The following is a 22,795-nucleotide window of genomic DNA, read 5'->3' on the forward strand; positions in this document are numbered from 1 at the left end:
AGGTTCTAGCGATAACCGGCCATCAGTTCACGAATTAACGGCGTGTCGGCATCCCGGTGGGTAGGCAGTTCAAAGCGGGCTCTGGCGATTTGGGTGCGGGACAGCTCTGCTGAGATAAGCATCTCTCTATCGTCAGCGGTTGCCAGTAACTCTCCACGTGGACCAAGAATGCGCGAGCCGCCCCAAAAATGGCTCTCTCCTTCAGGGCCAAAGCGATTAGCCATAATCACGGGGGTGCCATACGTCATGGCATAAAAACTCACATTAAGCAGCCAGTTCTGTTCGTTGGAGAACTCTTCGCTGACAATACCGGAGGCTGAATTGATGGGGGCGCACAGCACCGTTGGACGAGGCAGCAAGGCAGCGTGTACCAAGGCTGGATTCCAAAGGTCAGCGCAGATCAGCGATGTGCTTGACCAGCCTGGGCAAATTTCTGCCAGCGTTACCTCACTGCCATGGGAAAACCACTTACCTTCTTCAAGGCCTCCATAAGTGGGTAGGTTCAATTTGCGATGTACGGCTTTCAAGGTGCCATGCTGCAAGATGGCAAGGGCGTTGTAATATTCCCCTGGGCTTGCTTCTTCAACGAAACCAACAATGGTCTGCATGCTGCCACATGCCTTTGCAAGCTCACTCAGACGTGGATCCTCCAGCGGCATTGCAACCTGCATGACGCGGCTGCCCAAGCCATAGCCTGTCAGCGAAAGCTCGGGAAATACCAGCAGTTCAAGGTTATGCTCGCTAGCCTCTTCAATGATGTTCAGGTGGCGTTCAAAATTTGCATCCATATCGTAAAGGTCAGCGTTAATCTGTGCCGCGCCAACGAGCAGTTTGTCCTGATAATGCATGCGCTTTTCCTCATTTGCCGGTTGATGAGTGCCAATAATAAAAGGGCTACCCTGAGGCAGCCCTGTTAAGGTGGTTAGTCATTCGAGGTAATTGAATTACAGCAGGTCATTTTGTTCAAGAAATGTCTGGGCAACGTCTTCAATCGTCTCACGCTCTACGTCTACCCGGGCATTGAGTGCCGCCATGGTGTCATCGTCTAGTTGCGCTGACAGGGCATTGAGCTGTTCGGCAAGTGCTGGGTATGCATCGAGCGTTTCCTGGCGGATAACGGGCGTTAACGCATAAGCCGGGAAGTAGTTCTGGTCGTCTTTCAGTACATAAAAATCAAACGCCGGAATCCTTCCATCGGTTGCAAACACCAAGCCAACATCCACCTGGCCGTCACGCAGCGCCTGGTAGACTAGGCCTGAATCCATGCGGCTGACATCGCGGCGGCCAACGCGGAAATCATATGCCTGCAGGAGAGGGCGCCAACCATCGTCACGTGCGTAAAATTCGGCGTTCAAGCCAAAGGAGAGTTCTTCATCAGCGTTAACTGCATCGGCCAAGTCTGATAATGTCTCAATGCCGCGTTCCGCCGCGTCATCGGCGCGCATGGCGAGCGCATAAGTGTTGTTGGCAGCTGATGGGGCAAGCCACACAAGCCCCTTTTCGGCATCCAGTTCCTTGACACGGGCGTAGGTTTCTTCCGGGCTCAACCGTTCAGAAATATCATTGTAGTTGATCAGTGAAGTGCCCGTGTATTCCCAATACAGATCAATCTGGCCATTTTCCTGGGCCTGACGCAGCACTGCTGAACCCATGCCGGAACGGGTGTCGACGTCATAGTCGAGACCTGTGAGATATTGGCCCGTCATAGTTGCAAGAATTTGCTGTTCGGTGAAATTTTTACCGCCGACGGTGACTTCAGCTGTGTAAGCCGTTGACAGCGTGCCTGCTAGTGCAGCGCCGGTCAGTAGGGTGGTAATCGGTTTCATCATGATGTTTTCCTCGTTGTTATGACATCTAAGGTTAAAGTGCAGCTCTTGGTTAAATCAGCGCCGCCTCAGGCACGCGCCTTTCGTGCAGGGTTAACCCCGCGAGGGACAATAACGAAGGCGATGAGGGCGATCAGTGCATCGACCAGAATCGCCAGAATGGCAGTAGGAATGGCGCCTGCCAGCATCATGACAGGGTCGTAAAGGTCGATACCGGTGAAAATCAGCTCACCAAGGCCACCAGCGCCGATCAGAAAAGCCAGTGGCACGGTGCCAATATTGATGGCTAGTGCCGTGCGAATACCGGCAAAAATGACATACAGCGCATTAGGAAGCTCGACCCGCATCAAGCGCTGGGCGGGAGACATGCCAATCCCGGCAGCGGCTTCTTTAAGTGCTGGAGAAACACCTTTCAGGCCGGTATAGGTATTGCGCGTAATCGGCAGCAGGGTGGCGACAAACAGCCCGAATACTGCTGGCACAATGCCAATGCCCAGAAGGCTCATGGAGAGGGCTAATACGGCCAGCGTGGGAATGGTTGTGCCGATATTCAGCACCTGCATGGCGGATTCCGCCCAGCGGGCCATGCTTGGGCGCGATAACACTATGCCGAGTGGAATGGCGACAATAATCGCCAGGGCACCGGAAATAGCGGTCAGCCACAGATGCTCAACTGCCAGAAACTGAACGTCCGGAAGGTAGAACAGAAACTCATCAATGACGCCGCTAGCATGCCCCCAGACTCCAAGGCTGAAAGCAGCGATTAACAGCAAAACACGCAGCATCCCGTTCATACTCTGGATTGGCATCAGCTCACTCCTCGGTTAGCGGGGCGGTAGGCGCAGTATTGCCAGATTGGGCACGGAAGCGTGCTCCCAGATGGTGCGTCATCGCTCTTTGGGTGATGTGGCCACATAACTGGTTGTTATCATCGACGCAGGGCAGCCAGGTGATGTCATTCGCCAGCATCAGCGACACCGCTTTACGCAGATCATCGTTAATGTTGACGATGGCCGGTACTTGCTGAGCATGATCGTGACATCGGCCCTTGCTGACCTGGGCAACGGAGCGCGGGATGATGCCCGTAGGCTGGCGCTGTTCATTGACCATGATGATAGCGTGCTGGTACCCACTACGATCTATTCTGCTGAGCGCGGTTTCCATGCTGTCCTGTTGTGTAACCGTTTCCACTTCACTGTTGATGACGTCCTGAACCTTGATCAGATTCAAGCGTTTCAGGGCACGATCTTCGCCCAGGAAGGACTCGACAAAGTTGTCTTGGGGAGCAGCCAGGAGTTCGTCGGGTGTGGCATATTGCACAAGATGACCATCGCGGAAGATGGCGATGCGATCGCCCATCTTAATCGCTTCATCAATATCATGGCTGACGAACATGATGGTTTTCTTCAGCTCTTTCTGCATCTTGATGAACTCATCCTGTATCACCGCCCGGTTGATCGGGTCGATGGCGCCAAAAGGTTCATCCATCAGCATGACTGGTGGATCTGCGGCCAAGGCTCGCGCCACGCCAATACGCTGTTGTTGGCCACCCGAAAGCTCGCTGGGATAGCGCTTCAGAAAGGCATCCGGCTCCAGGGCAATCATATGCATCAATTCCCGCGCACGTTCCTTATATTTTTTGGCATTCCATCCCAGCAACCTGGGCACAATGGTGATGTTTTCCTCAATGGTCATATTGGGGAAAAGGCCAATCTGCTGGATGACATACCCGATATTGCGCCGCAGTGTCTGGGTGTCTAGTGAGGTGGTGTCCTGATTATCAATAAATACCTTGCCGGACGTAGGGCGAATGATGCGATTGATCATTTTCAGTGTGGTTGTTTTGCCACACCCCGACGGACCGAGCAGGATGCAGATTTCGCCGCTGGGTACTTCCATATTGATGTGGTCAGCCGCAACGACAGCCCCTTTAGGCGTATCGAATACCTTGGTCAAGTTCTCAAGTCGAATCATGGTTTGTCCTTGTTGTTTCCGGTGCGTCGGTTAATCAGCGGCTGGAAGGGTTGTCATGCCCTTGGGCGTCAGGCGCTTTTGCAGATACAGCAGCGCATAATCAACGATAACGGCCAGCAGGCTGACGGCAATTGCGCCAAGCACCAGTTGTCGAGGGTCAGATTGGGAAATGCCACGGCTGATAAAGGTACCCAGGCCGCCAGCGCCGATATAGGCGGCAATCGCCATTACCCCGATATTGAGCACGACGGCAGTACGTACCCCCGCCATGATGATAGGAATCGCCAGCGGAATCTCGACCTTCTGCAAACGTTGGTTCTGACTCATGCCAATGCCCCTTGCAGCTTCCCGCAAGGCAGGGTCGACGTTGTTGATCGCTGTATAGGTATTACGGATGATAGGCAGCTGGGAATAAAGCAGTACGGCAATGACCGCCGGCACATAACCAATGCCATGGCCAATAATGGACAGCACCGGAATCATGATGCCGAAAAGCGCAATCGACGGAATAGTGACAATAATCGACGCCAGGTAGAGCACGTTCTTGGCCAGTCTTTCATTCTTGGTAATCGCAATCCCGATAGGTACGCCGGTCAGAGTGGCAATACCCACAGCCAGGCCAACCAGCGCGATATGCTCAAGGGTGCGTGTTATCAGCACATCGATATTGGAAATCGCATACTGGATCCATTCCATGCATTTACCTCGCAATCTGTTGTGATTATTAGTCAGGATGTGCAGCGTTAGGCTAGAGAATACTCTTAAGTGTTACGGGTATAAAAGCGACATATAAAAGTGAAAAAGTCACACAAAGGCAATGCCAACGAGCACTTCAGCGCTCATCAGGCTATTTCGGCTGGGGAATATATCATTGTTAACACAGGTTGCGTTCACGCCACTGTCATGCGTCTGCGTTAGATTTTATCCGCTTCCAAAAGCGGGTAGGGCGCAAGGTAAGGCTAACGCTGAGCTGCCGCCAACAGGGTGTCTCCGGACTGGTTGAGCAGCGCCTGAACGCTGGGAGATTCAAATTGACGGCGGATAGTGATGGCGTAAAACTCCTCGAACACGCCGGGCAGGGCGCCGAAGTCATTGAGCGTTCCAGCACTCAACTCGTCACGCACAACGACCGGCGGCATAATCGCAATATGGCGAGTATCACGAGTGAGCAGGCGCATCATTGCCATATCGTCCACTTCGGCCACAATATTGACCGACAGGCGATGATATTCGCACAGCTGGTCAAAGGCGTGACGCATGGCATTTTCGGGGCCTGGCACAATCAGGCCGTGCTGGCGTAGGCCGTCTGGAAAGCGCAGGGCCAGATGTGCCGCCCCTATCATGCTGACTGACTGCCGCGCCAGACGTCGAGAACGCCAAGGATGTTGCTCATCACCTTGGACAGGCTGATTGGCAAGCACCACATCCAACTGATGAGCCGAGAGTCGGCGTAGCAGATCGTCCAGGCTACCGCTATTCAGGCTGAGCTCCAGGTCATTACGCTCCAGCAGCGGGCGTAGAAAACCTTCCTGGAAATTGCGTGACAGCGTCGCTACCGCGCCTATCCGCACGACTTCACTGTGAGCATGCCCGCCTTCGGCAAACAGCGCGGTAAGCTCCTCCCCTGGCGGAAGATCGTATCAGCATAATCAAACGCCAGTCGGCCTGCTTCTGAAAGGATCAGCCGCCGCCCCTCGCGTATAAACAGCGCCTGCCCCAGGCGTTCTTCCAGCTGGCGAATTTGGTGTGAAAGTGATGACTGTGACACATGCAGCGCTTCAGCCGTGCGCGTCAGATGGCCGGATTTCGCGACCTGCCAGAAATAATACAGATGATGATAGTTAAGCTTCATTGCGCATAAACCTCTCTAGTCTGTTCTTATAAAAGAACAATAGCATCGTTATAAACTATGTTGACGTGGAAGTATTACCAGCGGTGCTCGTCAACAATCGCTGGCCATGGCTATGTCGCCCAACTCAAGAGGGTCTTGAACTCTATACCTCGTCAGGCTGGCAACCCTTGCCCGTTTGATTCTATGGGTTGTTTAGCTCCTTATGTGCCCCTATATTCAGTTCAGGTATACACATATAAGGAGGTTGCCATGTCAGACACTGTTACTTTGGGCTGTGCACACTGCGGCGCGGTTAATCGCGTCAGCGCAGCGCGGTTAGCGGATGGCCCTAAATGCGGCAAATGCAAGGCGCCACTGTTTAACGGTGAGCCGATTAACCTGACCCAGGCCAATTTCAGCGCGGTGGTTGAGCGCAGTGAATTACCTGTTGTAGTCGATTTCTGGGCCTCCTGGTGCGGCCCATGCAAGATGATGGCGCCTGTTTTTGCTCAGACAGCCCAGGCGCTAGAGCCTAAGATGCGCTTCGCCAAACTTGATACCGAAGCCCAATCCGCCCTGGCGGGGCGCTTTGGCATCCGCAGCATTCCTACCCTGATAGTGTTCAAAAATGGCCGCGAAGTGGCTCGTCAGGCAGGTGCCATGCAGGGTTCGCAGCTGCGTCAGTGGCTGGCGCCTCACGTAAGTTAAAGTCCATCCCATCAAATGGTGCTGAAACGACACGGCGTGAATTGAAGCGGGAATACAGCAGGCAATACTATTAACAGCCAAGTTTTGTTAAGGTTTATCTATATTATTATTGATATAGTCAGGCGCTTGACCAACCATAGCAGATAGCAAGAGATAGAAAAGACCTTTCGAAACGGCTCTGTTTTTGAAAACAGACCTTCTTATCCATTCTGACCTGCCTATGAGGTGTGCCATGCGCTCTGGTCTCCTGCAGCTTGCGACAGTCATCCTGCTGCTGGTGATATCAGGTGCCTTACATGCCAGCACGGCGCCAGAGCCGCTCACCGGCTGGGAATATCGCTGGGGCGACTCACCGCGTGATCCCCAAGGCCAACCAGAGTGGCTGAACGATAGCTCTGATGCCTGGCAGCCGATTGACTTTCCCTCCAACCCTGCGGAGCGCAATGGTCAGCAACACGTCTGGTTTCGCACCCTCTTGCCTGAAGGTGAATGGCGTGACCCTGTTCTGTATATCACCAGTATTGATCTGATCGGCCAGCTTTATCTGAACGACGAACTGATCTACCAGTACGGTGAATTTGACGAAAACGGCGAGGGCGATTTTGCGGGTTGGCCTTGGCATATGGTCGAGTTGCCGGAAGGCTATGCCGGGCAGCAACTCTCAGTGCGCGTGTTCTCCTACTATACCGATATTGGCCTGTGGGGGAGGTTCACCTGACCGACCGGATTGATGTATTGAAGCAAATGATCAAGCGCTCGGCCAAAGACCTAACGGTCGGTGCTTTCAGCCTGCTATTAGCAATTCTGGCGGCTGTTTTTGCCTTGATGGGGCCAGATCGACGCGGTTTCGGGGCAGTGGCGTTATTTGCTTCGTCATCTGGCCTGATGCTGCTGGCTGAAACGCCCGCTCGTCAGCTGCTGGTAGAGGCTGCCCTGGGTTGGGATATCCTGCGGGCGGCCAGCTATTACATGCTACCAGTGGCGATGGGCTTGCTGCTGAGTGCTTGGCTGGACGGTGCGCCACGCCGATGGGTTTCATGGCTCTGGAAACTCCACTTGGCTTATTTGGTGGGCGCTATTGGGCTTGTCTACGCCGGTGTTATCAGTCTGTCGCTGACCTTTCCCGTATTTGACCTGCTATTGGCGCTTACCTTGCCGTTAATGCTGCTGCTGGCGCTAGTACGTTTTCGCCGACTGGGTATTGAGCAGCGCCTGCTGGTCTTGAGTTTCACCTTTTTTGCGCCGCTGCTGTTTGCCGATATGCTGGTGGCACACGGCTTTGCTGCCTGGCGCTCGGTGCCGTTAAGCTACGGCTCATTAGGTTTTACGCTAGCCATTGCGGTGGTTTCTCTATGGCATTATCGGCGTACCCAGCAGCAGTTGACGCTGGCTAATCAGACCCTGGAAGACAAGGTCGCCCTGCGTACCGCAGAGCTTGATCACCTGGTGCACAAGCTCGAAGGGTTATCTCTGCAGGATTCTCTCACTGGCCTGAGTAACCGTCGCCATCTGGATAGTCTGCTTGGTCATGAAGTGCAGCGAGCTGAGCGCCAGGGTACCCAGTTGGCGGTGCTGATGCTGGATCTGGATTACTTCAAGCGTATTAACGATACTTTTGGTCACGCGGCGGGGGATGCTGTGCTGGTGGATATAGCTGAGTTTCTTAAAAGCAGCTTCCGCAGTATCGATGCGGTATGCCGTTTGGGTGGTGAAGAGTTTGTGGTCCTACTGCCGGGTATCTCCGTTAGCGATGCCAGTGAGCGCGCCAGAAGGCTGATTGCGGAGCTGCATGCAAAAAGTTTTCACTTTGAAGGACAGACGTTGGGTAGCATCACCCTCTCCTGCGGTATTGCCGTCTACCCAAATCACGCGCAAACGTCGGCTCAGTTATTGCAGTACGCAGATGAGGCGCTTTATCAAGCCAAGCGTGCTGGCCGCGACCGCTACGTGGTCTGGTCTGATTAGCATCGGCAAGACACTCTGTCGTTTGAGCGCTCTTTTGCAGCCGCGAATAAAACGTTAGTCTGCAAAACATCCATCCAGATCTTTTCAGGAGAGACGATGAATCCGACGATAGAACTGCTTAAATCGCACCGCTCCATTCGCAAGTTTACCGATCAGCCGGTTTCCTCCGCCTTGCTCACGACCCTGGTAGAGGCCGGGCAGGCAGCGGCGACCTCCAACCATGTTCAGGCCTACAGCGTGATTCACGTTAAAAACCCAGACAATCGGGCAAAAATTGCCGAACTGGCCGGTGGTCAGGGCTATGTGGCCAGCAGCGGTGCCTTCCTGGTGTTCTGCGCAGATATGAAGCGCCCGACGGATGCCGCTGAAGCGGCAGGCGCGCGCGTGGTACGTGGTATGACTGAACAGCTGTTGGTGGCTACCATCGATGTCTCTCTGATGGCCCAGAACATGGCAATTGCCGCTGAATCCGAAGGCCTGGGTATCTGCTATATCGGCGGTGTGCGCAACAACCCCCAGGCGATCAGTGAATTGCTAGAGCTGCCTGAGCATGTCTATCCGGTGTTTGGCATGTGCCTCGGTTACCCGGCTCACCAGCCGGATATCAAGCCGCGCCTGCCAGTGTCGGCGATTCTCAAGGCAGATACCTACCGCGTGAACCAAGAAGCAGTAGAGGCGTTCGACAACACCATGCAGGACTATTATCAGACGCGCAAAGGCGGCAACAAAGATGCGCGTTGGTCAACCAACCTGGCGCCGCTTTTTGACAGCAAACTGCGCCCGCATATGCGTGACTTTCTGGTCAAACGCGGCTTCGAGATGAAATAAGTACCTGTTTTATTCGCCATTCCCACTTTCAGCAAGGAGGCTGCCGTGCCCCGCTTTCTCCACACCGCCGACTGGCAGATTGGCCGCCAATATGCGCGTTTTGAACAAGACGATGGGTTGGCGCTGGCAGAAGCGCGCTTTATCGCCGTTGAAACGCTTGCGGCGCTGGCAGCCGATGAGCAGGTTGATGCTGTGCTGGTGGCAGGCGATATCTTCGATGCCCAAACCCTCAGCGAGCGCACCCTGCACCGCACCTTTCAAGCGCTTTCCGCCTATTCGGGGCCATGGCTGATGCTGCCGGGCAACCACGATGCGGCGCTGGCCGAAAGCGTCTGGACGCGGGCAGCACGCATTGGCGCCATACCCGCCAATGTGCATCTGTTGGCATCGCCAGAACCTTTTATCCTGGCCGGTATCAGCACGGCGATCCTGCCTGCGCCGCTTACCCAGCGCCAGACCTATCAGGATCTGACCGCCTGGTTTGACCGCGCTGAAACGCCTGAACACTGCCTACGCCTTGGCTTGGCGCATGGCAGCGTGACCGGTCAGTTGGCAGAAAGTGTTGATTCCCCCAACCCGATTGCCGCTGAGCGCGCTACCAGTGCCCAGCTGGATTATCTGGCCCTGGGGGACTGGCACGGCTGTAAGCAGATTGACGCCCGCACCTGGTACAGCGGTACCCCGGAGGCTGATCGTTTTCGCAATAACGCTGCTGGCTATGCGCTCCTGGTCACTCTGGATGCGCCGGGGTAGCGCCCAAGGTAACGCCGGTGGAGGTCGGCAAGCACGGCTGGTATCAATGGCAGCGGGCGCTGTCGGTCGCCTCTGACGTGGATGAATTGATTACCGAGCTGCAGGCGCTGGCGCCGCGATCTGTGCTTGACCTGACCCTGCAAGGGCAGCTGGACCTGGCCAGCTACCAGCGACTGGAGCAGGCGCTGGGGGTGGCGGCGGGTCGCCAGCGTAGCCTGCAGGTCCATCAGGCCGAGCTGACTCTGGCCCCCACCGCTGAAGATATTGCCGCCCTGCAGGCTGATGGCTATGTGGGCAGCGTGATTGATGATCTACAAAGGCGCCAGCAAAGTGCCGCTGATAGCGAGGTGGCCAATGAAGCGCTGGCCATACTGGCGGGATTGCTGCTTGACCAGACGCCTGTCAGTGCTAGCCAGGAGAGCTCTTCATGCAACTGATCTCTCTGGAAGTCAGCGAATTTCAGCAGTTCCGCACAGGGTTTGCGCTTAACGGGCTGACGCCGGGCATCAACCTGTTGACCGGGCCTAACGAATCCGGCAAAAGCACCCTGGTGCGGGCGATTCGGGCGGCGTTTTTTGAGCGCCACAAATCCAGTACCTTGAGTGATCTACAGCCCTGGGGCGATTCATCGGCTGCACCGCAAGTCAGCCTGGCCTTTGAATGGCAGGGTCAACACTGGAAACTGGACAAGCGCTTTCTGCAACGCAAGCGCTGTGATCTAAAGGTCGGCGACACCCACTACAGCGGTGATGAAGCCGAGGAACACCTGGCCCAACTGCTGGGTTATGCCACACCTGCGCGGGGTGCCAGTAAAGCCGAGCATTGGGGTATCCCCGGCTTACTGTGGGTGGAGCAGGGCGCCGGGCAGCATATTCGCGACCCGGCCAACCATGCGGGTGAGCATTTGCAATCGGCGCTGAGCCAGCACCTGGGCGATGCCCTGGGGGAAGTTGTGAGCAGTGGCGGCGATCAGCTGATCCAACAAGTTGAACAGCAGCGTGCCAAACTGCTGACCCAGACAGGCAAGCCGACTGGCGATCTGCGTGACACCCGGGAAGCCTGCAACACCCTGGCCGATGAGCTTGCCGAGCAGGAAACGCAGGTTGCCCGCTACCGTGATCAAGTTGATCACCTGGGCCAGCTGCAGGCCAAGCAGTGCGAGGTAGAAGCCCAACGCCCCTGGGAAGCCCAGCGCGACAAGGCAAAGGCTGCTGAAACTCAGCTGGTTGCGGTTGAGAAGCTCCGCGAACAGCAGGCCCAGGCGCAAAAGACATTGGATGAGTTTCAGCACCATCAGCAGCTTAACCATCAGCAGCTGGAAGACTTTGCGGCCCAGGCTAGCCAGCTTGAAGAACGCCAGAAAGACAAGCAAAAGGCCGAACAGCAGCTAGCCCAATGTAAGGCACACGCCGCCCCTATTGAGCAGCAGCGGGAAGCAGCCAGCCAGCGTTATGACGACGCCCGCCAGATACTCACGGCGGCTCGCCACAAGGCCCACCGTCAACGTCTTCAACAGCAGCTGAAAAGCGCTGAAGACAAGGTCAGGCGGCTGGCGGAGACGCTTGCAAAAGCCCGCGAGCTGCAACAGCAGCGTCAGAAACTGAGCGCACAGCATCAGCACCAGGCGGTGGATATCGATGCGCTTGAGCGGCTCAGGCAGCTTGAACTGCAGCTGGGCCAGCTGAAAGCCAAGCAGGAAATGCTCGCTACTCGTCTGGCCTATCGGCTGGAGCCGGGTCAACAGCTGATGATTGACCAAACATCAGTGGCAGGCGAAGGCGAAAAACTGCTGCTGAGCGCAACGGATGTTGCCATTCCCGGTGTGGGCACCCTGACCATTCAGCCCGGTGGCACTGATGTGGCTGACCTGCTTCGCCAGCAGCAGAACCTGGAAGCAGATCGCGAGGCCCTGTTACAGCAACTTCAAGTCACCAACCTGTCCAGCGCTGAGCAGCAAGCCAGCAAAGCCCGCGAACTGGCGCACAAAGTCGAACAAACGGCCCTGCGCCTGGGCGACCTTGCCCCCAATGGTGTGGATACCCTGGCGGGTGAGCACCAATTGGCTGAGCAGGAACGCAGCACTCTGGCAGCGTCGTTGGCAGCTTTGCCCGCGCATCAGGACGATGCCGCTCTGCCAACAGAAGAGCTGGCCAGCCGCCAGCTGGAAACCACCCAGGCCCAGCTTGAAGAGGCGGAGCAAGCGCGTAGCCATCATCATCAGACGTTGACCCTGGCGCAACAGGCGCTCACCAACGCCGAGCGCGAATGGCAGCGTCTGAAAGCAGCGATTCAAGCGCCCGACCGCCAAGAGCGTGAGCAGAGTGCCCGTCGGCGTCTGATCGAACTCAAGGCAGAGGTTGAGCAGCTGCAGGCGGATATGAATACGCGCCAGCGGGATATCGACGCAGCCAACCCGACGATGCTCGCCCAGGACATCAAGCGTTTTAGCGACAGCGCGGATGCCATGGAATTCGAAGCCCGCGAACGAGCCAGTGAGATCGAACGCCTGAAAACCCGTCTGGAAACCCTGGGGGCACAAGGGCTGGAAGAACAGCGCGATGCGCTTCGCCAGCAGCTTGAAAGCCAGCAACGGCGCAGGTTACAGCTGGAAAAAGAGCCAAGGCGCTGGAGCTTTTGCTGTCACTGCTTAAACGCGAGCGTCAGGCCGTGACCCGCAAACTGCAGGCACCGCTGCAGAAACACCTTAACCACTACCTGCAGCTGATCTTCCCCGGCGCCACCCTCAGCGTAGATGACAACCTCCTGCCACAGGCGCTTATCCGCCCGCAATCATCCAACCATCAAGCGGAGGAGTATGGCGAGCTGGAGGCCCTGAGCTTTGGTGCCCGGGAGCAGATGGGGCTGGTCAGCCGCCTGGCCTATGCCGATCTGCTGGCCGAAGCCGGGCGGCCCACCCTGATCATTCTGGATGATGCCTTGGTGCATTGTGATCGTGAACGCCTGGAGCAGATGAAGCGCATTCTGTTTGATGCGGCTGAACGCCACCAGATCCTGTTATTCACCTGCCACCCGCAGCACTGGGACGACCTGGGCGTGGCTCCCCGCGACCTGCTCACCCTGAAGATGGCATCCGGCGGATAGACAGCGCTCGGAAAAAGAAATGCTCAGCCTGCGGTAAGCGCCTGCTCCAGCGTTTTCAGCCTGCCGGGCACCAGGGCATCCTCGACGGCGGTAATACGCAGCACGTGACCAAGGGCTGGGTCGGCCGGACGGGCAATCAGCTTGCCTTCTTCCAGCAGTTGTTGATGTATGCGCGCTGCCAGCTCGGCACTTGGTAGGCGCAGGCCAACAAAATTGGTGGCGCTTGGCAGCACGTCCGCACCCAGCTCTGCCAGATGTGCGGCCAGCTGGTCGCGGCGCTGGCGCACAGCGTTGACGTGGTCCAGCACCTCGTCCGGGTGATCCAGTACCACCTCGGCGGCGGCTTGAGTCAGGGTCGATACGGCATAATGAATGCGCACTTTCATCATCACCGCTAAGGTGTCCGGCTCGGCAATCGCGTAGCCCACCCGCAATCCCGCCAGGCCATGGGCCTTGGAAAGGGTGCGTACCCGCACCACACCGGACAGCACGCGGCGGCCAAAGTCTCCACCCGCATCTTTACGGAAATCATGGTAGGCCTCATCCAGCAACAGCCAGCAGTTGTCCGGCAAGGCCTGGCGCAGGGCCAGGACGTCTTCATCACTGTGAACATGGCCGCTGGGATTATCCGGGTTGGCGAGATACACCAGCCGCGCGTTTTCGCGTTGAGCGGCCTGAGCCAAGGCTTCAAGGTCGGGCGCCAAAAGCCCCGGCCCTTGCTGATAGGAAACTTCCACCAGGCGGCAACCCTGGCCACGGGCAAAATAGGCAAAGGTAGGGTAGGTGCCTGAGGTGCTGATCACGCTATCGCCGATTTGGGTTAAGGCGCGCAGAGAGAGCGCCAGCAGGCTATCGGCCCCGGCATCCACCAGCATGGCCTCAAGGGGGATCTGCTTTTGCTCAGCAAGCCGCGAGCGAATGCCCAGTGCCTCGCTGTCGCCATAGCTGTAAACATGCGCCGCCATGGCATCGCCAAAGTGCTCGCGCAGGGCGCGATGGGGCATATCCAGCCCTTCGTTGGAACCCAGCTGATGGGGTATCTCGCGGTTCAGGCGACGTTCCAGTACGCGCACACCGGGGAAGGGGTTGGTCGGGCCATCACCATGGGGGCCATTGGTATCAAGGTGGTTGGGGTAGCCGGGTGTTGTCATTGCGACGATCTCTTACCTTGAGCGATATTTAATCTGCACAATACCCTAGTTGAGGTAAATGAGTAAAAGGGCTTGCCATACGCCGTTGATGCCAAGCCATCTACCCGTTGCTCGGGTTAAACGAGGTTCATCTTTGCCTGCTTGCTCACCTTGAGGAGGGCAGGCATTATCGCCACTCGCTGTTTCACCATAAGCTGAACGGTCTTTTCAAAACGGTCTTTTCAAAACGGTCTTTTAAAAACAGAGGAATGTTATGGGTAAGTTGTTTTCACTGCTGGTATTGCTGGGGCTGGGGTATTTCGGCCTAACTACCTATTACGGAATGGCGGTTGAAAAAGTGCTTGATGAGCAGTTGGATGCACGCGGCATGACGGCGGTTGAGGTGGAGAATCTTGACTACGACTGGCTGGCGCCGATCAGCCAGTCTGCCGAAGTATCCGCCAATGTTCGCTATCGGGGCGCCTCTGCTAGCCTTGAACTGGCCGTGGAAGGTCATCCCCTGTTTGGCGATGAACTCAAGGTCTCGTTCGGTAGCCTGAAAGGCTTGAGCCTGGGCATCAGCTTCGGCGAATAACGCATAATAAATGTTCTGCTAGTGCCTGCCGAGCTCCTGCTTTAGCCAGTTGGCCAGCCGGGTGCCGTGCGACTGATGACCACTTTGCCATGCTGGGGGCAACCACAGGCATAGTCGGGCGCTTGTCTCGATGCTTCCCCAGGGAGCAATCAGGCGGCCACTGCGCAAGTCATCCTCAACCAGCAGGGTAGGCGCAATCGCCACTCCCATGCCCGCCGCTGCCGCTTCAATCAGATAAAACAGATGGTCAAAGCCCTGGCCTTTTTGCAGGGCTTCTTCCAGCGCTGGCTGTTCAAGCCCCTGGGCACTGGCCCATTGCGGCCATGCCTGGGGGCGGGAGGCGGTATACAGCAAGGTATTGGCCAGCAGGGTAGCTGGGTGATACGTGTCGCAGTGCCTGGCCAGCGCCGGGCTTATCACCGCGCAGATCTGCTCGGGCATCAGCTCAATCACTTCTGCTTCCGCTGGCCAGGGCGGCTCGGAAAAGGCCAGGTGGGCGCTGGTGGCGCTGTGGGTGTCAGGCTGTTCCGTGTCACTCACCACCACCTGTAAATTGAGCGTCGGCAACGCCGCATGCAAGCGGTCCAGCCGGGGGATCAGCCAGCGCGCCAGCAGGCTGCCGGGGCAGGCGAGGGTGAAGGGCGCTTGACGCAGCTCATCCTTGAGCGCGGCACAACTATCCCGCAGTCGCGCAAACGCCTCGCCCACGCCGCTTTGCAAGCGTTGCCCATGGGGCGTCAAGGCCAGGCCACGGCCTTCCTTGGTCAACAGCGCCACACCAAAATGTTCATCGAGGCTTTTCAGCTGGCGGCTAACGGCGCCATGGGTCACGCTCAGCTCGTTGGCAGCGGCGGTCACGCTGCCCAGCCGGGCGGTGGCTTCAAAAGCGCGCAGGGCGCCGAGCGGGGGAAGGGTATGGTTCATCAATGTGTGACTCCAGCTCACAGGTTGGTGATATCTTATCGATTTTTATCAACGCCTGCCTGGGCTAATGTCATCACATACTCAACGCACGGCCCGCTGACCCAGCAGGCTGATGTCTGACCCAGAGGTTGTGATGAATAAGCCTATCGATCTATCCCATTTAGCCGCTCCCAAGGCGACCAGCCTGCCCGATATCAACGGTATGTTTGGCAGCTTTGGTGGCCGCTTTGTGGCTGAAACCCTGATGCCGCTGATTCTGGAGCTGCAGGAGGAATACACCGCCGCCAAGAGCGACCCTGAATTCCAGCGTCAGCTGGCCTACTTCCAGGGAGACTACATCGGCCGACCCAGCCCGCTGTATTTTGCCGAACGGCTGACCGAGCACCTGGGCGGCGCCAGCGTGTATTTCAAGCGTGAAGAGCTTAACCATACCGGCGCCCACAAGATCAACAACTGCATTGGCCAGGTGCTGCTGGCCAAGCAGATGGGGAAAAAGCGCATTATCGCCGAGACAGGCGCGGGCATGCACGGCGTGGCCACCGCCACGGTAGCGGCGCGCTTTGGCCTGCCCTGCGTGATCTATATGGGCGAAACAGATATCGAGCGCCAGCAGACCAATGTGTTCCGCATGAAGCTGCTGGGCGCTGAGATTATTCCGGTCACCTCCGGCACCGGCACGCTTAAGGATGCCATGAACGAAGCCCTGCGCGACTGGGTCACCAATGTGGATGATACCTTCTACATTATCGGCACTGTGGCGGGCCCGCACCCTTACCCGGCCATGGTGCGTGATTTTCAGGCGGTGATTGGCCACGAAACCCGCACCCAGATGCTGGAAAAACATGGCCGCCTGCCGGATTCGCTGATTGCCTGCGTCGGCGGCGGCTCCAATGCCCTGGGGCTTTTCTACCCCTTTATTGACGATGCCGATGTGCAGATGATTGGCGTTGAAGCCGGTGGCAAGGGGGTGAAAAGCGGCCTGCATGCGGCCAGTCTGAACGGCGGCACCCCCGGCGTACTGCACGGCAACCGCACCTATCTGCTGCAGAATGAGGACGGCCAGATTACCGACGCCCACTCGATTTCTGCCGGGTTGGATTACCCCGGCATCGGCCCGGAACACGCCTGGTTGCACGAGCAGAAGCGGGTCGACTATGTCTCGGCCACCGATGATGAAGCGCTGGAAGCCTTCCAGCTCTGCTGCCGTCAGGAGGGGATTATTCCCGCTCTGGAAACCGCCCACGCCCTGGCCGAGGTGGCCAAGCGGGCACCCGCGCTTCCCCGTGAACACCTGATGGTCATCAACCTCAGCGGGCGCGGCGACAAGGACATGATGAGCGTTGCCCAGCACCTGGGCGAAAAATTTGGTGTGAAACCCACTTCCCCATGAATCAGGAGCCTGCCATGCCAACCACATCACGCCTTGAGCAATGCTTTGCCGCCCTCAAGCAGCAGGATCGCCCGGCGCTGGTCAGCTACCTGACCGCCGGCGACCCGGACCCGGAGACGTCTCATCGCCTGATTCACGGCCTGCCGGCGGCCGGGGTGGATATCATCGAACTGGGTATGCCATTCAGCGACCCCATGGCCGATGGCCCTGCCATCCAGAAAGCCGCCCTGCGAGCCCTGAACAACGGCCAGACCCAAGCCAAGACCCTGGAGATGGTGCGTCGCTTCCGGGAAGACAACACCACCACGCCGATTGTACTGATGGGCTACTACAACCCGATTTTCTGCTACGGCGTGGAGCGCTTCCTGGCCGATGCGGCCAAGGCGGGTATTGATGGCCTGATCGTGGTCGATCTGCCGCCGGAACACGACGAAGAGCTCTGCCAGCCCGCTGCCCGCCACGGCATTGACTTTATCCGCCTGGCCACCCCCACCACCGATGCCAAGCGCCTGCCCAGGGTGCTGGGGAATGCCTCCGGGTTTATCTACTATGTCTCGGTGGCGGGGGTCACCGGTGGTAATGCCCCCACGCCTGAGCGGCTGGAAAACGCGGTGGGTGAATTGCGCGCCAAGACAGATCTCCCGATTGCGGTTGGCTTTGGCATTCGCACCGCCGAACAGGCCGCCATTATTGGCCGCTACAGTGATGGCGTTGTGGTCGGCTCGGCACTGGTAGATTGCATTGAACACGCCGCCAACCCAGACGATGCCGTTGAACGGGTACATGGCCTGGTGCGCGAGCTGGCCGCCAGTCTCTACACCTGCCGCACCCTGTGTGAAGTGGTTGATTAAGAGCGAAGTGGTTGTTCAAGGGCAAAGTGATTGATCAAGTGATAGGGTGACGCGCTAAGCGAGCATTTTTCATCGAGGAACCGCTGCATGGACAACCCCCACCCCTGGGCAGAAACACTACCGCTGCTTTATGAACACCTCTGGGCGCGTTTGATTCGGGGCGTGCATGACCGCCACGCCCCAGCACGCCACCCTGTGCTGGCGACTGTCAGCGCTCAAGGGGGCCACAGGCCCGCACCGTAGTGCTGCGCGGCGCTGACAAGTCGGCAGCCACGCTGACGTTCTATACCGATCTGCATTCCGCCAAGGTGGAGGAACTGCGCGCCTCGCCGTTGGCAGCGCTGCACGTCTGGGATGCTTCGGCCCATCTTCAGACGCGGATTGAAGCCAGCGTCACCCTGTTGACCGGCGACGACGTCAGCGACATATGGCAGCGCCTGCCCGAGCATTCGCGCCTTGCCTACAGCAGCGGCCCAGCGCCGGGAACGCCGATTGACGATTCGCTGGTCTATAGCAAAACTACGGATCAGTCGGCCTTTGCTGTGCTGCGCCTGGATATTCAGGCCATAGACGCCCTGCACCTGGGGCCGGACCACCGTCGAGCCCGGTTCAGCCGCGCTGATGACTGGGCAGGGCAATGGCTGGTGCCGTAAAATCCTTCTGTAGCGTTTGCACAGCAGCGCCGTCGTCCAACATCACTGCTAACCGACAGGACTGATTGCATTGAACCAGCAGCACCTTTTGGCACTCGGCCGCTACCACCCGGTTGTAATTGAAGGGATGGGCGGCTTTGACAGCCGAGACCCACGACCGGTAGCCGCCAGCATTGCTCAGCGACTGAGAAGGCACTGGCAGAATAAGCCTACCGACAAGCCCAAGCTGATTGTGATTCAGGGCGACCCGCTGGAAGAGCGGGGTATCTCCGCCATTACGCCGCTGGTGGCCGCAGAGCTGAGCGCGTCACGCGGGCTTGTCTGCCTGGATGAAGCGATAGCGGACTACCACGCGCCCAATGCCGACAGAAACAATGTGATTCTGGAAGTTCGCTATTCCCAGCTCACCGAGGTTCTGAACCACCACCAGCCTGATACCCTGCAGCGCCTTGAAGCGCGGGTAGATCGCGCCATTAGCGAGAAAAACCACCAGCGTAGCGCCATGGGCAAGGCCCCGCTTAAAAGCTACTTTCGTGATTTCGCCCTGCTGCAGGAAGTAACCAAAGCTGCCTGTCATCAGCTATGCGGCGGCATTACGGTGGCGCATACTGCCCGCGAGATTCACCCGTTTTCCGTTACCAGCTTCTATACCATCAGCCTTGAGCTAGGGTTGGTAAAGGCCGATGATCTGGTGAGTTATAGCGGTGCCGTGCCGTCTCCCTGATAGGTAATAGGCAAGTAATTTTGCTTTATAAATGATTGTTCATAAGTGCCTATGCAATAATTATAGGGTATAAAGATGTAACTCAACGAGGAGATACATCATGTCCAAGCCGTTACGCTTCATCTCTTTGACACCAGACCAACAGCGCATTGTAAATAACGCTTATCAGTACGGTGAAAAGCGAGCCTTACGCCGTCGCGCTCATGCCATCTTATTGAGCCATAAAGGGCACACGATCAATCAAATTCGTGACATTCTCGGGGTCAAGCGCGATACGGTATCGACATGGCTATCCCAGTGGGAAGCAGACGGTATTGACGGTCTGCAAGACAAACCCCGCGACGGGCGGCCAAACCTTCTCAATGATGGCGAGATAGCGTTATTGCAGCAGCTTGTTGAAGATCATCCTCATCAGTTGCCGGTGCTGCATGCCAAGTTTCAAGAAAAACCGGGAAAGTGGTCAGTCGAGATACCCTACGTCGTGCTCTAAAAAAAACGGTAACAGTTGTAAACGTGTTCGCTACTCGCTGAAGGCACGGCGTGACGAGACAGATTTCCGCAATACGCAAGGCCTGATCAACGCATTGAAAGAATGGGAAGACAGCGGCACCTGTGATCTTTACTTCTTTGATGAAACTGGATTTTCGCAGTCTTCATCACTGCCTTATGCATGGAGCCCAATAGGGCAACCCTGGGAAGTCACTGCTTACTCTCATAGCAAGAGATTGAATGTATTAGGTTTTTATCCAGAAAAGGGATGTTCTTTCATCATATGACAATGGACACGGTGAATAGTGAAACGGTTATAGAGGCGTTTGACCAATTTGCAGCACAGAAAGATCCTGATGCCTTCGCTGTTGTTGTGCTAGACAATGCCAAAATGCATCACTCCAAGGCATTTCGACGGAAAATCATTGATTGGATGACCCACCGTATTCACCTGATTTATCTGTCGCCATACTCGCCTGAGTTGAATCTGATCGAAATTCTTTGGCGTGAAATCAAATATCGCTGGTTACCACTGACGGCCTATAGCTCTTTCGATAGGCTCTGTCAGGCGGTGAAAGGCGTCTGTAACGGTTATGGCGTAGATAACACGATAACTTTTGCATAACTACTTAGTAACGCTTCAGGATCATCTAACCCCCAGAAAAGAAGACCTTAAGTACCAGGAGGACAGCTGATTAAACCGATGTTTACACTTCCCCGCTGTAAAGCGTCTGAGGCTTCTTTTACCCCGTCAGCCTGACTGGCACACTGCTATTGGTTCAATCAGCTTTTAATATTCAGAAAAGGGGAAGGTTATGGGATTTGGTGATCTGGTAAACAAAGCGAAAGAGGCTTTGGGTGGAAAGGCCGCAGAAGCTGCAGAGTCGTTTGGCGGAACAGACGAACTGATTTCAAAAATCAGCGAAAGCGGCATTGATCTTTCAGCGTTGACAGAAATGGATGCAGAAAGCGTAACCTCGCTGCTTGAAGAGTATGGTTTCGACCTTTCCATGCTGGAAAATTTTGGCCTATCAGTGGAAGACCTGATCGAAAAGGTCAAGGAGTATCTGGGCCAATAGAAGCCCTGTCAGACAATGTATAACTAAAGGCGCCTGCAACGGCGCCTTTTCTTTTTTAGGTGCCGGTCCCCGGAGGAATGGCCAAGACGTTCCCCAGTCAACAAAGGATGGCCCCTGCATAACCAAATCCCCCAGTACTGGTCGCCTCTCAACACTATGCTAGGCTAATACCCATTACCCAGCAGGGAGCAGGGAAGCGCCATGCTAAGCCACCACCACGATACCGGCTACAAGGAACTCTTCAGCCACCCAGAGTTTGTTCAGCAATTAATGGAAGGCTTCGCCCCGCCGGAGATTGCCGGGCTGATGGATTTCACCACCCTCGAAAAACAAAACGGGCACTACATCACGCCCTTGTTCGAGGAAAAAATCGAAGACGTGGTGTGGTCGGTGGAGGTCACCTGGCAAGGCGTTACACAGCGGGTGTTTTTGTATATCTTGCTGGAGTTTCAATCCTCGGTTGACCGCACCATGCCGATTCGGCTGATGCACTACGTGGCCTGCTTCTATAGCGAACTGCTCAAGCAGAAAAAAATCACCCCCAGCCAAGGCCTGCCGCCGGTATTTCCGGTGGTGCTCTACAACGGCTCGAAACCCTGGACAGCCCCACTGGATATCTACGCCATGGTGCAGCCGGAGCCGCCCAGTTTTCTGCAAGCGTACCAACCGCATCTGCGCTATTACCTGATCGACGAAGGGCGTTATACTGATGAAGAACTCGGGTTGCGCCAGTCACCGCTCAGCGGTGTGTTCGGTGTAGAAAACGCCGGCGAAAGCTGGGAAACACTACAAGCCGCCGTGGATCGCGTGGTAGCGATTCTACAGGCCGACCCGGATAAACAGCGCATTGACAAGATCATCACCCGCTGGCTTAAACGGCACCTGGCCTGGCTAGGCACCGAGGTGAACCTGGCACAGCTTGACAGCCTGATGGAGGATAAAGACATGTTGGCAGAGAATTTAGAGAACCTGGTCAAAAAAGAGCGTTTGGAAGGGCGACAGGAAGGTGAGCAGGTGGGTATACAAAAAGGCCGCCAGGAAGGTGAGCGTTATGGACTTCAAAAAGGTCGTTTGGCAGAAGCACGTGACGTGCTGCGCACCCAGCTTGGCTTGAAGTTTGGCGAGGTGCCCGACTGGGTAGAAACCCAACTGATGCAAGCGGATCACGAACAACTGCAACAGTGGATGCGTGAAGTGCTGTTTGCTGATCGTCTGGATACCATGTTCACGCGGTAGCCGATAGACAGTGACTTAGCGATTCTGACGGATATCGATTTTGCTCACCCAGAGCAAATACGCCGTCTTTCTCACCTGCAGTGGCACTACAGCCATTCGCCATGCACGCCAAGGCCCAGTATCATAGCTGGCTTATTCACTCACGGAAACCTTGATTTATGTCCTGCACCTTGCCCGAACTGCCAGTCTGAATTCGTCTACCAGGATCAAAGCCTGATGATCTGCCCGGAATGCGGCCATGAATGGAACCCCGCTGAGGTGACAGAGGAAGACAGCGTCAACGTAAAAGACGCCAATGGCACCCCGCTCGCTGAGGGCGACAAGGTCACCTTGATCAAGGACATAAAAGTCAAAGGCACCTCTATGGTGCTAAAGATCGGCACCAAGGCGGTCATCAAGCGGATGAAAGAGGCCAAGGATCACCAGCTCGACTGCAAGGTCGATGGCGCGGGCGACATGATGGTCACCGCCGAGTTTGTCAAAAGGCCTGAGTGACGCAGAGTCTAGCCAATACACATATCAAGCCGCCTCACCATGACAAAAAGCCCCCAAGGTGCGCTGGTATGTGGAAGTGCTCAGACATTAGGCGGTGTTTGATGGGCGAGCACACAGGAAAGAATATTGGCGCTTCCTACTCTTTAATACCATCATCGGCATTATGCTGGGGTTGGTAGTTACTGCTGGCATTCATTCCAATCCTTGGGCCGACAGTGCTGTTCTTTTTGCCATTTAAAACG

The 22,795-nt window shown here is 56.4% G+C and carries 27 protein-coding genes and 1 pseudogene; 19 read left to right on the forward strand and 9 right to left on the reverse strand.

Annotated elements, in window-relative coordinates:
* Positions 1 to 5: 5 nt before the first annotated feature.
* From HLB35_RS05910 to HLB35_RS16425, 7 genes are all read right to left on the reverse strand, one after another.
* Entirely contained in the window at positions 6 to 848 is an 843-nt protein-coding gene (locus tag HLB35_RS05910) for a nitrilase-related carbon-nitrogen hydrolase (protein ID WP_171701869.1), read from the reverse strand.
* A gap of 96 nt (positions 849 to 944) precedes the next feature.
* The gene (locus HLB35_RS05915) at positions 945 to 1,829 is read right to left on the reverse strand and encodes a glycine betaine ABC transporter substrate-binding protein (protein ID WP_216601415.1); all 885 of its coding nucleotides are present in this window, start codon (positions 1,827 to 1,829) and stop codon (positions 945 to 947) included.
* A gap of 65 nt (positions 1,830 to 1,894) precedes the next feature.
* On the reverse strand, positions 1,895 to 2,635 hold the full coding sequence (locus tag HLB35_RS05920; protein ID WP_171701870.1) for an ABC transporter permease: 741 nt from the start codon (positions 2,633 to 2,635) through the stop codon (positions 1,895 to 1,897).
* A 4-nt stretch (positions 2,636 to 2,639) separates the two neighbouring features.
* Entirely contained in the window at positions 2,640 to 3,800 is a 1,161-nt protein-coding gene (locus HLB35_RS05925; RefSeq protein ID WP_171701871.1) for an ABC transporter ATP-binding protein, read from the reverse strand.
* A gap of 30 nt (positions 3,801 to 3,830) precedes the next feature.
* Positions 3,831 to 4,496 (reverse strand): ABC transporter permease, encoded by a 666-nt coding sequence (locus tag HLB35_RS05930; RefSeq protein ID WP_171701872.1) that lies wholly within the window; start codon positions 4,494 to 4,496, stop codon positions 3,831 to 3,833.
* 263 nt (positions 4,497 to 4,759) lie between these two features.
* Positions 4,760 to 5,371: a LysR substrate-binding domain-containing protein gene (locus HLB35_RS05935; protein WP_216601416.1), complete on the reverse strand. Its 612-nt coding sequence runs from the start codon at positions 5,369 to 5,371 to the stop codon at positions 4,760 to 4,762.
* Positions 5,362 to 5,652, reverse strand: a complete 291-nt coding sequence (locus tag HLB35_RS16425) for a LysR family transcriptional regulator (RefSeq protein WP_216601417.1) — start codon at positions 5,650 to 5,652, stop codon at positions 5,362 to 5,364. The genes HLB35_RS05935 and HLB35_RS16425 overlap by 10 nt, the downstream gene beginning before the upstream one ends.
* Before the next feature lie 249 nt (positions 5,653 to 5,901).
* Between HLB35_RS16425 and trxC the strand changes: the two genes are divergently transcribed.
* The 8 genes from trxC to HLB35_RS05965 all read left to right on the forward strand — a co-directional run bounded on the left by trxC (position 5,902) and on the right by HLB35_RS05965 (position 12,987).
* Positions 5,902 to 6,339, forward strand: coding sequence for a thioredoxin TrxC (gene trxC, locus HLB35_RS05940; protein WP_171701873.1), 438 nt, complete (start codon positions 5,902 to 5,904; stop codon positions 6,337 to 6,339).
* A gap of 232 nt (positions 6,340 to 6,571) precedes the next feature.
* The gene (locus HLB35_RS16970; RefSeq protein ID WP_235937004.1) at positions 6,572 to 7,057 is read left to right on the forward strand and encodes a hypothetical protein; all 486 of its coding nucleotides are present in this window, start codon (positions 6,572 to 6,574) and stop codon (positions 7,055 to 7,057) included.
* A complete protein-coding gene (locus HLB35_RS18255) occupies positions 7,039 to 8,304 on the forward strand; it encodes a GGDEF domain-containing protein (RefSeq protein ID WP_328731175.1) in 1,266 nt (421 codons plus the stop codon). The genes HLB35_RS16970 and HLB35_RS18255 overlap by 19 nt, the downstream gene beginning before the upstream one ends.
* A 96-nt stretch (positions 8,305 to 8,400) precedes the next feature.
* The gene (nfsA, locus tag HLB35_RS05950) at positions 8,401 to 9,132 is read left to right on the forward strand and encodes an oxygen-insensitive NADPH nitroreductase (protein ID WP_171701874.1); all 732 of its coding nucleotides are present in this window, start codon (positions 8,401 to 8,403) and stop codon (positions 9,130 to 9,132) included.
* Between the two features lie 45 nt (positions 9,133 to 9,177).
* Positions 9,178 to 9,885: a metallophosphoesterase family protein gene (locus HLB35_RS16980; protein ID WP_328731178.1), complete on the forward strand. Its 708-nt coding sequence runs from the start codon at positions 9,178 to 9,180 to the stop codon at positions 9,883 to 9,885.
* A 17-nt stretch (positions 9,886 to 9,902) separates the two neighbouring features.
* The gene (locus HLB35_RS16985) at positions 9,903 to 10,322 is read left to right on the forward strand and encodes a hypothetical protein (RefSeq protein WP_235937005.1); all 420 of its coding nucleotides are present in this window, start codon (positions 9,903 to 9,905) and stop codon (positions 10,320 to 10,322) included.
* Complete coding sequence (locus tag HLB35_RS05960) at positions 10,313 to 12,556, forward strand: ATP-binding protein (protein WP_171701875.1); 2,244 nt, start codon at positions 10,313 to 10,315, stop codon at positions 12,554 to 12,556. Before HLB35_RS16985 ends, HLB35_RS05960 begins: the two co-directional genes overlap by 10 nt.
* The gene (locus tag HLB35_RS05965; RefSeq protein ID WP_171701876.1) at positions 12,520 to 12,987 is read left to right on the forward strand and encodes an ATP-binding protein; all 468 of its coding nucleotides are present in this window, start codon (positions 12,520 to 12,522) and stop codon (positions 12,985 to 12,987) included. Before HLB35_RS05960 ends, HLB35_RS05965 begins: the two co-directional genes overlap by 37 nt.
* A gap of 23 nt (positions 12,988 to 13,010) precedes the next feature.
* Here the strand turns inward: HLB35_RS05965 and HLB35_RS05970 are convergent, their stop codons facing one another.
* Positions 13,011 to 14,138 carry a pyridoxal phosphate-dependent aminotransferase gene (locus HLB35_RS05970; RefSeq protein WP_171701877.1) on the reverse strand — a complete coding sequence of 376 codons (1,128 nt, stop codon included), beginning with the start codon at positions 14,136 to 14,138 and terminating at the stop codon, positions 13,011 to 13,013.
* A gap of 253 nt (positions 14,139 to 14,391) precedes the next feature.
* Between HLB35_RS05970 and HLB35_RS05975 the strand changes: the two genes are divergently transcribed.
* Positions 14,392 to 14,712, forward strand: a complete 321-nt coding sequence (locus tag HLB35_RS05975) for a hypothetical protein (RefSeq protein WP_171701878.1) — start codon at positions 14,392 to 14,394, stop codon at positions 14,710 to 14,712.
* An 18-nt stretch (positions 14,713 to 14,730) separates the two neighbouring features.
* Here HLB35_RS05975 and HLB35_RS05980 read toward each other — a convergent pair whose 3' ends face one another.
* Complete coding sequence (locus tag HLB35_RS05980) at positions 14,731 to 15,636, reverse strand: LysR family transcriptional regulator (protein ID WP_171701879.1); 906 nt, start codon at positions 15,634 to 15,636, stop codon at positions 14,731 to 14,733.
* Between the two features lie 133 nt (positions 15,637 to 15,769).
* Here HLB35_RS05980 and trpB point away from each other — a divergent pair, with 133 nt between their 5' ends.
* From trpB to HLB35_RS18790, 10 genes and pseudogenes are all read left to right on the forward strand, one after another.
* The gene (gene trpB, locus HLB35_RS05985) at positions 15,770 to 17,026 is read left to right on the forward strand and encodes a tryptophan synthase subunit beta (RefSeq protein WP_171701880.1); all 1,257 of its coding nucleotides are present in this window, start codon (positions 15,770 to 15,772) and stop codon (positions 17,024 to 17,026) included.
* Positions 17,027 to 17,040: 14 nt separating this feature from the next.
* Complete coding sequence (gene trpA / locus HLB35_RS05990) at positions 17,041 to 17,877, forward strand: tryptophan synthase subunit alpha (RefSeq protein WP_171701881.1); 837 nt, start codon at positions 17,041 to 17,043, stop codon at positions 17,875 to 17,877.
* Positions 17,878 to 17,964: 87 nt separating this feature from the next.
* Positions 17,965 to 18,120, forward strand: a complete 156-nt coding sequence (locus HLB35_RS16990) for a hypothetical protein (protein WP_235937006.1) — start codon at positions 17,965 to 17,967, stop codon at positions 18,118 to 18,120.
* Positions 18,120 to 18,530 (forward strand): pyridoxamine 5'-phosphate oxidase family protein, encoded by a 411-nt coding sequence (locus tag HLB35_RS05995; RefSeq protein ID WP_328731185.1) that lies wholly within the window; start codon positions 18,120 to 18,122, stop codon positions 18,528 to 18,530. Before HLB35_RS16990 ends, HLB35_RS05995 begins: the two co-directional genes overlap by 1 nt.
* A gap of 70 nt (positions 18,531 to 18,600) precedes the next feature.
* Complete coding sequence (locus HLB35_RS06000; RefSeq protein WP_171701882.1) at positions 18,601 to 19,254, forward strand: shikimate kinase; 654 nt, start codon at positions 18,601 to 18,603, stop codon at positions 19,252 to 19,254.
* A 100-nt stretch (positions 19,255 to 19,354) separates the two neighbouring features.
* Positions 19,355 to 20,368: pseudogene (locus HLB35_RS06005) on the forward strand (IS630 family transposase).
* Positions 20,369 to 20,558: 190 nt separating this feature from the next.
* Entirely contained in the window at positions 20,559 to 20,822 is a 264-nt protein-coding gene (locus HLB35_RS06010) for a hypothetical protein (protein ID WP_171701883.1), read from the forward strand.
* A 201-nt stretch (positions 20,823 to 21,023) separates the two neighbouring features.
* Positions 21,024 to 22,058 (forward strand): Rpn family recombination-promoting nuclease/putative transposase, encoded by a 1,035-nt coding sequence (locus tag HLB35_RS06015; protein WP_171701884.1) that lies wholly within the window; start codon positions 21,024 to 21,026, stop codon positions 22,056 to 22,058.
* 123 nt (positions 22,059 to 22,181) lie between these two features.
* Positions 22,182 to 22,553: a zinc ribbon domain-containing protein YjdM gene (locus HLB35_RS06020; protein ID WP_171702169.1), complete on the forward strand. Its 372-nt coding sequence runs from the start codon at positions 22,182 to 22,184 to the stop codon at positions 22,551 to 22,553.
* A gap of 94 nt (positions 22,554 to 22,647) precedes the next feature.
* Positions 22,648 to 22,791: a DUF805 domain-containing protein gene (locus HLB35_RS18790; RefSeq protein WP_216601418.1), complete on the forward strand. Its 144-nt coding sequence runs from the start codon at positions 22,648 to 22,650 to the stop codon at positions 22,789 to 22,791.
* Positions 22,792 to 22,795 lie beyond the last annotated feature (4 nt).

Origin of the sequence: Vreelandella azerica (assembly GCF_013112225.1) — a bacterium.
GTDB classification, from domain to species: domain Bacteria; phylum Pseudomonadota; class Gammaproteobacteria; order Pseudomonadales; family Halomonadaceae; genus Vreelandella; species Vreelandella azerica.